At 68.4% G+C, this 1,475-nt stretch carries 1 protein-coding gene; it reads left to right on the top strand.

All coding sequences use genetic code 11. From position 1 onward, the window contains the following. Nucleotides 1-116: 116 nt before the first annotated feature. Nucleotides 117-1,475: IS4 family transposase (locus ACFWTC_RS38930; protein WP_384075185.1), on the top strand; the 1,359-nt coding region annotated here is incomplete at its 3' end.

The raw sequence follows: 1,475 nt of genomic DNA, 5'->3' as shown, positions 1-1,475 counted from the left end.
TCAACACCGTTGCGTTTGGCTCCTGAGCTGTACGTCAAGCCCTGCTGAACAGTGCAACGGGACCGCCTGGTAGATCAACGATCGGCGAAGAAAGTCGGTCAAGGTCAGGGGTCCCGTTGCAGGAGAAGTCTGTCATCACGTCCACGATCGAGACGGCCCGGGGTGTGTTCGCGCCGGGTCATCTGGGGGAGTTGACCCAGATCGTGGACTTCGCGCTGGTGGACGCGGTGCTGGAGGAGACCGGTCGGCGCGAGAAGCGCCTGCGGCTGCCGCCTTCGCGGGTGGTGGTGTACTTCGTGCTCGCTCTCGCGCTGTTCGAACACCGCTCGTACCGCACGGTGTGGTCCAAGCTGACCGCCGCCCTGACCCCGCTGGCCCTAGTGCGTCCGGCGGTCTCCTCGCTGACGCGGGCCAGGCGCAGGGTGGGGGCCGCACCTCTGCGGCGTCTGTTCGAGACGCTTGCCGGGCCCGTCGCCCGCCCCGGGCAGGCCGGGTCCTTCTACCGGGGCCTGCGCACGGTGGCCGTCGACGGGACCCTGCTGCACACCCCCGACGACGAGACGCTCACCTGGCGCTACCCCAAGCGGGCCGGGGAGAGTCTGGAGTTCGGCTATCCGCTCCTGCGGCTGCTGGCCTTGGTCGAGTGCGGCACCCGCGCGCTCATAGCCGCCGCCTTCGGACCGGAGTCCGAGGGTGAACTCCCCTATGCCAAGCGGCTTCTGACCGCCCTGGACAAGACGATGCTCCTGCTTGCCGACGCGGCCTTCGACGGCAACGAGTTCCTTGATGCCGTCCATCAGAGCGGGGCGCGGTTCCTGGTGCGCTCCGGGGCCCGCCGCGTCCCCACCCCCGCCGAGCACCTGGGCGACGGATCCTACATCGCCCGCATCGGCTACGGCGTCCTGCGGGTACTGCTGCCGGTGCGCGTGATCGAGGCGACCCTCACCGTCACCTTGGCCGATGGCACCGTCCGCACCGAGCAGTGGCGGCTGATCACAAATCTGCTGGACCCCGTCCGTTTCCCGGCTGCCGAGCTCGTTGATCTCTATCACCGCAGGTGGCAGGCGGAAACTACGTACTTTTCGATCAAGGCCACGATGCTCGACGGCCGCGTCCTGCGCTCCCGCAGCATCGATGGCCTCGACCAGGAGGTCTACGCCCTGCTCACCGCCTACCAGGCTCTGATCCGCGCCGGCGACGACGCCCTGACCGGGCGGCCGGAAGTACCCATGGAACGGATCAGTTTCACCGTCCTACTGGCCGCCGCAACCGACACCGTCACCGCCGGCCATGGAATCTTCCCCGGCACCCTCATCGACCTGGTCGGCACGATCGGCCACGCCGCCCTGAGCGATCTCCTGCCCGCCCACCGACGGCAACGAGTGAAGGCCCGCACCCGCAAGAACCCCACCAGCAAGTACGGCCCGAACGCCGGACAGCACCCCCAGAGGGCCCAGAACTACACCATCCACACC

This window comes from Streptomyces sp. NPDC058619 (assembly GCF_042717785.1).
In the GTDB taxonomy this organism is placed as follows: Bacteria; Actinomycetota; Actinomycetes; order Streptomycetales; family Streptomycetaceae; genus Streptomyces.
This window is presented reverse-complemented; position numbering and strand designations above follow the sequence as displayed.